Source organism: Deltaproteobacteria bacterium, from assembly GCA_003696105.1.
Taxonomy (GTDB): Bacteria; Myxococcota_A; Polyangia; order Haliangiales; family J016; genus J016.
On sequence record RFGE01000064.1, the window covers coordinates 1 to 8,232 of the forward strand.

At 74.8% G+C, this 8,232-nt stretch carries 5 protein-coding genes; 2 read left to right on the plus strand and 3 right to left on the minus strand.

The features are described 5' to 3' along the window. Positions 1-239, minus strand: a 239-nt coding sequence (locus D6689_04125) for an endonuclease III (protein RMH43803.1), incomplete at its 3' end; no start/stop codon positions are given. Between the two features lie 272 nt (positions 240-511). Then, positions 512-4,801, minus strand: coding sequence for a DEAD/DEAH box helicase (locus D6689_04130; protein ID RMH43804.1), 4,290 nt, complete (start codon positions 4,799-4,801; stop codon positions 512-514). Between the two features lie 101 nt (positions 4,802-4,902). On the opposite strand from D6689_04130, the gene D6689_04135 reads away from it, so the two are divergent. Beyond that, positions 4,903-5,712, plus strand: coding sequence for an alpha/beta hydrolase (locus D6689_04135; GenBank protein RMH43805.1), 810 nt, complete (start codon positions 4,903-4,905; stop codon positions 5,710-5,712). A 29-nt stretch (positions 5,713-5,741) separates the two neighbouring features. Here the strand turns inward: D6689_04135 and D6689_04140 are convergent, their stop codons facing one another. Further along, entirely contained in the window at positions 5,742-7,367 is a 1,626-nt protein-coding gene (locus D6689_04140; GenBank protein RMH43806.1) for a gamma-glutamyltransferase family protein, read from the minus strand. Between the two features lie 35 nt (positions 7,368-7,402). Here D6689_04140 and sfsA point away from each other — a divergent pair, with 35 nt between their 5' ends. Next, positions 7,403-8,095, plus strand: coding sequence for a DNA/RNA nuclease SfsA (gene sfsA, locus D6689_04145; protein ID RMH43807.1), 693 nt, complete (start codon positions 7,403-7,405; stop codon positions 8,093-8,095). Positions 8,096-8,232: the final 137 nt, after the last annotated feature.

The following is an 8,232-nucleotide window of genomic DNA, read 5'->3' on the forward strand; positions in this document are numbered from 1 at the left end:
CGGATGAGCCGCTCGATCGTCGGCGCCGGCAGCCGCGCCATCGCCTCCGGCGTGGCCGCCCGCGCAAACAGCGCCGGCGCGACCGCGTTGACGCGCGCGTCGGTGCACTGCGCCGACAGCACCACCTTGATCAGCAGCCGATACGCGTCGCCGTCGCGTTCGCACAGCGGCCCGACCGGGTCCGGGTACAGCTCGTCGAGCACGGCGCCGATGCGCGCCGCCTTGTCCGCACGTTTCATTCCGCGTCCTCCGCGCGCGGTCCCGCACCGCGCTAGGGTCTATCCCCGAATGCCGTGCGCGTCAGGCGAGGGCCATGGCAACTCGCGCAACGCGCTGGGTGGGCCGAAGGAACTGGGGCGCGACGCAGCATGACGGTTCAGGGACATAACATGTGGTGTGCGGTGTTCGGCGACGGCCCCCGGTCCGGCGTCCCGCCGCGCGCTCGCCGTCACGTCGCGCCACTTGTCCGCAGGGGGGCGAGTTCGGTCGCGCGACTCTACCCGCGCCGCGGTCAGCTCGCGGCGCGCTGGACGCGCAGGCGGCGATCGACGCGCACTCCGTCGCCGAGCGGCCGCCGGACGACGAGCTCGCCGGCCTCGGTCGACGCCACCGGGACGCCGTCGCGATACAGCACGGCATTGCCCAGCACCGCCGCGACGCGCGGCCCGGGGCTGGTGATGCCGACGAGATTGAGCGGGTCGGTCGCGGCGACGCGAACGAACTCCTCCTCGCGGGACTCGCCGCGGTCGCGCCGCACCGCGCGCAGCGCGTCCACCGCTTCGGGCAACGCGTACTGCTCGCCCGCGAAGCCGCCGACGAAGCGGCCCCCGCGCAGCTCGCCGCGCGCCTCGAGCCGCCGCAGCACGCCGACGAGGTCGCGCCACGCCGGCGCCAGCGTCTCGCGCGCCAGCAAGTCGCGGAACACGACGCCGTAGCGCGCGAGCAGTTGGCGGGCGAACGCGTCGACCGCGCCGGCATCCGCCGATTCCGTCGCGGGCGTCGCGCTCGGGTCGGGCAGCAGCGCCCATCGCCCCTCGGGGGCCGTCCGGCGCGCGAACCGAGCGCGGCCGCCGCGCCGGTACGCGGGCCGACGTCCGCGCCCGCTTCGGTCGAGCAGCGCGCGCAGGCCCGCGAACCCGTCGGCCGTGGCGCGGCCGGTCGCGACCAACTCCCACAGCGCATCCTCCACCTCCGCCGGCAGGCGGCCCGTCCCCGCGGCGATCTCCGGCGCGAAGCTCGCTCCGCGCGCGCGCAACCAGGCGAGCACGTCGGCGGCGGCCGCCGTCACCGCCCCGGCGTCCGCCTGCCCGCGCGCACCCGCCGCCCGCAGCAGCCAGTCGAGCGCGTTGCGACTGACGACCGCGATCGGCGCCGCGCGCGTCGGCGCCGCCGGCCGGCGCGCAGGTGCCCGCGCGCTGAGCCGGCCCCACGCGATCTCGCCCGACCAACACAGCCGATCGATCCACTCCGGTCGATAGCCGCGCACCCGCGCCGGCAGGATCTCCCGCTCCCACGCCGCCGCGGCCGCCTCGAAGCCCTGCAGCTGGTCGACGACCGCCGCAGTGCCCGCGACGCCGGTCAATCGCGTCCCGTCGGCCACGTGCTGCCAGCGGAACAGAAACCGCATGAAGTCCGCCGCCGACACCGGCTCCACCTCGCGCCGCAACCGGTGCAGCGTCAACCGATGAATGCGGGCAAGGATGCGGCGATCGCACCACTGCACGTCGCCCGATCGTTCGGTGAACTGCCCGCGCAGCACCGCGCCCTCCGCTTCCAGCGCGGCCAGCGCCGCGTCGACCGCTGCGGGCGGCAGCAGCGTCTGGCGCGCGAGCGCACGAGCCGTGGTCGGCCCGCCGCACTCGAGGTGACCGCGCACGATGGCGACAGCCGCTTCCTCGGCGCTGACGGCGGCGACCGCGAACGGCGGGTGAAGGTCCGGCTCGACCGAGGCGCCGGGCGCCAGCGCGCGCGCCAACGCGAGCCGCTCGGCGGCGACCCAAACCGCGCGGTCGCCACGCCGCAGGCGCGCGGCGCGGCCGTCCGCCGCGAGCGCGTCGAACCACGCGTGCCATCCGCGGTCGCGCGGCGGCTCCGCGAGCCAGCCGGCGCTCAGCAGCGCGTCGTGCAGCTCGTCGGCGTCGCGTACGACCGGCGCGGCCTGGTCCGCGACTTCGGCGATCGCGTCCGGGTCGAGCCGGCCGAGGTCGTCCGCCACGTCGGCCGCGAGCCCGCGGCGCAGGCTCACGGCGCGCGTGCGCCGCTCCTCCAGCGGCGCGTCGTCGAGGAATGCGTACGGGTTGGCGTTGAGCAGCTCGTGCGACAGCGGCGACGGCTCCGGCGTGTCGCGCGCGACCGCGCGCACCTCGCCGGCGCGAATCGCGCGCAACAGTCGATCGAGTCCGTCGACGTCCATCGCCTCGGTCAGGCAATCGTCCAGCGTCTCGGCGACGAGCGGGTGGTCGGGAACGCGGCGCGGCCCGACGAGGTTGTCCTGGCACGCCTGCGCGTCGGGAAACACGGCGGCCAGCAGATCGTCGGATCGCATGCGCAGCAGGTAGGGCGGCACCTTCTTGCCGCCCGCGCGGCGCAGCACGGCGAGCGCGCGCGTCGCGTTCCACCGCCAGCGCGTGCCGAACAGCGGCGCTTGCAGCACCGCCTGGATCAGCGTCTCGCGCGCCGCGTCGGGATGAACGAAGTCGAACACGGCGTCGAGCGGAAAGCTGTGCATCGGGCCGAGTGAGATCACCACGCCGTCGTCGGTCGCCGCCGCCTGCAGCTCGAAGTTGAAGTTGCGGCAGAATTTTTTGCGGAGGGCGAGGCCCCACGCCTTGTTGATGCGAACGCCGACCGGCGCGTGCAGCACGAGTTGCATGCCGCCGGCCTCGTCGAAGAACCGCTCGGCGACGATCGTGTCGCCCGTCGGCAGCTCGCCGAGCGCCGCCCGGGATGCGGCGAGGTAATCGACGAGCTGGCGCGCCGCCGCGCGCGACATCGACGCGCCATCGGCCAGCCACGCGGCGATCGCGTCGGGCGCGTCGCCGCGGTCGAGCCGCTGCTGCACGTCGCGCCGGACCGCCGCGACCTCGGCGGACAGCTCCGCCGTGCGCGCCGGCGCCTCGCCGAACCAGAACGGTACCGACGGCGCGGCGCCCGCGGCATCCTCGACGTAGACCTTGCCGCCGGCGACGCGCCGCACGCGCCACGACGTGTTGCCGAGCAAGAACACGTCGCCGGGCAGGCTCTCGATCGCGAAGTCCTCGTCGACGGTGCCCACCGGCGTCTCCTCCGGCAGCTGCACGACGGCGTAGTTCGCGTTGTCGGGGATCGCGCCGCCCGACGTGATCGCCGCCAGCCGCGCTCCCCGCCGCGCGCGCAGTCGCCCGTTGACGCGGTCGCGGTGCAGGTGCGCGGCGCTGCGGCCTCGGCGCAGCGCGACCCCTTCCGACAGCATGTCGACCACCGCGTCGAACGTGTCGCGCGACAGGTCGCGGTACGGGTAGGCGCGGCGTACCGCGCGCCACAGCTCCGTCTCGTCCCACGGTTCGCACGCGACCGCCGCGACGATCTGCTGTGCGAGCACGTCGCGCGGCGCCGGCCGCAGGTGGACGCGGTCGAGCTGACCGGCGCGGACGGCCCGCACCAGCGCGGCGCACTCGACGAGCTGATCGCGGGTGAGCGCGAACAGCCGCCCCTTCGGGGTCGCGCCGAGGCAGTGGCCGGAGCGTCCGATGCGCTGGACCAGGGTCGCGATCGTCCGCGGCGACCCGATCTGTACGACGAGGTCGACCGCGCCGACGTCGATGCCGAGTTCGAGCGACGCGGTCGCCACCGCACACCGTACCTGCCCGCGCTTGAGCCGCTGTTCGGCGATGAGGCGGGTCTTGCGAGACAGGCTGCCGTGGTGCGCGACCACCTGGTCTGCGCCGAGCCGCTCGGCGAGCGCATGGGCGACTCGTTCGACGAGCCGGCGCGTGTTGACGAACACGAGGGTCGTGCCGTGCTGCGCCACCAGCTCGGCCACGCGGTCGTAGATGCGCCCGGTCTGTTCCGTCGTCGCGACCGCGCCGAGTTCGTCGTCGGTTACCTCGATCGCCAGGTCCAGATCGCGGCGCTGGCCGGCGTCGACGACGACGGGCGGCGGCCGGCCGGTGCCGACTAGCAGCCGCGCGATCTCGTCGATTGGCCGTTGCGTCGCGGACAGGCCGATGCGAACGGGCCGTTCGTCGGCGAGCCACTCGAGCCGCTCGAGCGATAGCGCGAGGTGCGCGCCGCGTTTGTCGCCGGCGACCGCATGGATCTCGTCGACGATCACGGTGCGCACCGACCGCAGCGCAGCGCGGCTTCGCTCGGCGGTAAGCAGGATGTACAACGATTCGGGCGTCGTGATGAGAATGTGCGGCGGCCGGCGCGCCATTTTGGCGCGGTCGGTCGGCGGCGTGTCGCCGGTGCGGACCGCCGTGCGGATCGCCGACAGGTCGATGCCCGCGCGCCGGGCGGCCTCCGCGATCCCGGCGAGGGGGCCGTCGAGGTTGCGGTGCACGTCGTTGCCGAGCGCCTTGAGCGGCGAAACGTACAGCACCTGGGTCGCGTCCGGCAGCGGCCCGCGCGCGCCGCGGACGACGAGCTGGTCGATGCACCACAAAAACGCGGCGAGCGTCTTGCCGGAGCCCGTCGGCGCGGCGATGAGCGTATCCCGGCCCGAGGCGATCGCGGGCCACCCGTCGCGCTGCGGCGCGGTCGGTTCGCGAAAGGTCGATTCGAACCACGCACGCACGATCGGGTGGAAGCCGGAAAGCGGCATGGCGCCAGCGTAGCGCACGGGCGGCGCGCCGCGCCGCTGCGCGCGCCGGTCACCAGGTTGCGGCAGCTTGCGCGACGCCGCATCGCGTCGATAATGGCCCGATGTTCGTTCCGCATCACGAGCGGATCGCCGCGGCGGGCGCGTCCCCGGGCGCGTGGCTGGTGTTCTTGCACGGCATCCTCGGGTCCGGCGCCAACTGGCGCACGTTCGCGCGCCGGCTCGTCGACCGCCGGCCCGACTGGGGGGCGGTGCTCGTCGACTTGCGCATGCACGGGCAGTCGCAGGACGCGCCGGGGCCGCACACGCTCGCCGCCGCGGCCGGCGACGTGGTCGCGCTGGTCGACCTCCTCGACCGCGACGGCGCGCCGGTCGGCGGCGTCGCCGGGCACTCGTTCGGCGGCAAGGTCGCGCTGAGCACGGCGGACCAGCGCCCGATCGCGCGCGTGTGGGTGCTCGACGCCGATCCGGCGCCGGATCCCGACGGACTGGCGCGGCCGGCCGGTCCTGCGCGCGTGCTCGACCACCTCGCCGCGCTGCCGCGGCGCATGCCGTCGCGCGCCGATTTCGTCCGCGCGTTGGTCGACCGCGGCCTCGATCGCGGCCTCGCCCAGTGGCTCGCCATGAACGTCGTGCCCGACGGCGATGCGTACCGGTTGCGGCTCGACATCGCCGCCGTGCGCGGGCTGCTCGCGAGCTACTACGCGGCGGACCTGTGGCCGGCGGCGGACCGGATCGCGGCGCGCGCCGCGCTCCACTTCGTCCTCGGCGGTCAGTCCGACGTGGTGAGCGCGGCGTCGCGCGCGCGCATGCACACCCTGCGCGCCACCGTGGACGTGATCGAGGCGGCGGGGCATTGGCTGCACGTCGACGCGCCCGACGCGCTGCGCGACGTGATCGCGCGGGATCTGTAGCGCGCGGCCGCGGGCGCGCGCCGCGACGGTTACAGGCCGAGCGCGCAGCCGTCCGCCCGCGGATCGCTGCCCGCGCACAGCACGTCGCCGTCGGGGTCGAAGACGATGACCTGGCCGCGGCCGAACAGCGCGCGCTGGTGTCCGGCGACCACTTGCACGTCGTGGCCGCGCCGCGCCAGCTCCGCGACCACGTCCGGCGCGATGCCGTCCTCGACGGCGACGGCGCCGGCCGCGTCGCCGCCGCGCACGCACACGCGGGGCCGATCGAGCGCCGCCTGCGGATCGTCGCCGTCGTCGACGAGCGCGAGCAGCACCTGAACGTGCCCCTGCGGCTGCATGAATCCGCCCATCACGCCGAAGCACGCATACAGCGAGCCGTCGCCGGCGCGCGTGGCCATCGCCGGGATGATCGTGTGGTAGGGGCGCTTGCCGGGGGCGAGCGCGTTCGGGTGGGTCGGATCGAGCGAAAACCCGTGCCCGCGGTTCTGCAGCGAGAACCCCAGCCGATCGGGCACGATGCCGGTGCCGAAGCCCATGTAGTTGCTGAAAATCAGCGAACAGGCATTGCCGTCGCCGTCGACCGCGGCCAGGTACACGGTGTCCGAGCCGCCGATCGGTGAGCCCGCCTGCACGTCGACCGTGGCGCGCGCGCGGTCGATCTGCGCGGCCCGCGCGCGGGCGTACGCATCGTCGAGCAGCTCGGCGATCGGTGCCGATGCAACATCGGGATCGGCCACGCACGCCCGCGCGTCCGCAAACGCGAGGCGCAACGCTTCGATCACCTCGTGCAATCGGTCGGCTCCCAGCGGCTCGAGATCCGCGACGCCGCGGTGTCGCAGGATGTTGAGCGCCAGCAACGCGACCAGCCCCTGGCCGTTCGGCGGACACTCGTGCACGACCACGTCGCGGTACCGCGTCGCGATCGGATCGACCCACGCGGATCGGTGGTCCGCGAGGTCCTCTTCGCCCAGTACGCCGCCCGCGTCGCGCACCGCGCGGGCGATGGCCGCCGCGATCGGCCCCCGGTAAAACGCGTCGGGGCCGCCGGCGGCGATGCGGCGGAGCACGTCGGCGAGCGCGCCGTTGCGGATGCGTTCGCCCGCGGCCGGTGCGCGTCCTCCGAGCAACAATTGATGGCCGCCCGGCGACGATCGCAGCTTGTGTTCGGCTTCGAGCGCCCAGAAGTACGCGGTGATCGGCGCGACCGGGAATCCCTCGTCCGCGAGGCGGATCGCCGGCGCGAACACGTCGCCGAGCGGCCGCGTGCCGAAGCGAGTCGACAGGTCGGCCCACGCCGCGACCGCACCCGGCACCGTGACCGTGAGCGCATGATACGGCGGCAACGCCGTGAGGCCCGCGGCGCGCACCGCGTCGACGGACAGGCCCGCCGGCGCGCGGCCCGAGCCGTTGAGCGCGCACACCTTCGCCGTGGCCGCCTCGTAGTACAGCGCGAAGCAGTCGCCGCCGATGCCGCAACTCGTCGGTTCCGTGACCGCGAGGACCGCGGCGGCGGCGAGCGCCGCGTCGGCCGCGTTCCCGCCGCGCCGGAGCGTCCACACCCCGGCTTCCGTCGCGAGCGGCTGGCTCGTCGCGACCGCGCCACCGGTCGCGTACACCGGCGAGCGGCGGGATCGAAACGCGAAGGTCATGCGCATAGTGTGCCACCGCGTGGGCGTGGTAGAAGCCGCGGGTGGAGTTCGGCCCACTCATCGAGGGGCGCCTTCTGCGGCGGTACAAGCGGTTTCTGGCCGACGTCGAGCTGTGCGACGGACAGGTCGTCGTCGCGCACTGCGCCAACCCCGGGTCGATGGCGACGTGCAGCCCGCCGGGCGCGCGCGTGTGGCTCAGTCGAGCGGACAACCCGGCGCGCAAGCTGCGCTACACGTGGGAACTCGTCGAGGTCGACGGCGCGCTGGTGTGCGTCAACCCGGTGCGCGCCAACGATCTCGTCGCCGAGGCGATCGAGCGCGCCGTCGTGCGCGAACTGGCGGGCTACCGGACGCTGCGGCGAGAGGTGCGGCGCAACGGGAGCCGCTTCGACCTGCGGCTCGAGGGCGGCGGGGCGCCGTGCTGGGTCGAGGTCAAGAGTGCGACGCTCGCCGTCGGCCCGGGCGTCGTCGCGTTTCCCGACGCGGTCACCGCCCGCGGCGCCCGCCACGCGCGCGAGCTGGCAGACGCCGCGGCGGCCGGCGACCGCGCGGTCCTGCTGTTTTCGTGCGCGCGGAGTGACGCGCAGCGACTGCGCCCGGCCGACCACGTCGACCCCGAGTACGGTCGTGCCCTGCGCGACGCCGTCGCCGCCGGCGTCGAGGTGCTCGCCTATCGCGGCGCGATCGACCTGCGCGGGATGCGCCTCGTGGAGCGCGTGCCGGTCGATCTCTAGAAGGCGGTAGCGCATCGCCGCTGGCTGCGGTCGCGATCGGCGGGCGATCTTCGGCGTACGTCCTCGCGCCCTTCGGTTCCGCATGTGTCTTCGCGCGCTCGTGCGCTGCGGGCGCGCGCCGAACCTCGCCTCGCATC

What these genes read in the sequence shown, in the direction of transcription:
- D6689_04130 (RMH43804.1), bottom strand. Translation starts at nt 4,801, where the DNA reads ATGCCGCTTTCCGGCTTCCACCCGATCGTGCGTGCGTGGTTCGAATCG.
- D6689_04135 (RMH43805.1), top strand. Translation starts at nt 4,903, where the DNA reads ATGTTCGTTCCGCATCACGAGCGGATCGCCGCGGCGGGCGCGTCCCCG.
- D6689_04140 (RMH43806.1), bottom strand. Translation starts at nt 7,367, where the DNA reads ATGCGCATGACCTTCGCGTTTCGATCCCGCCGCTCGCCGGTGTACGCG.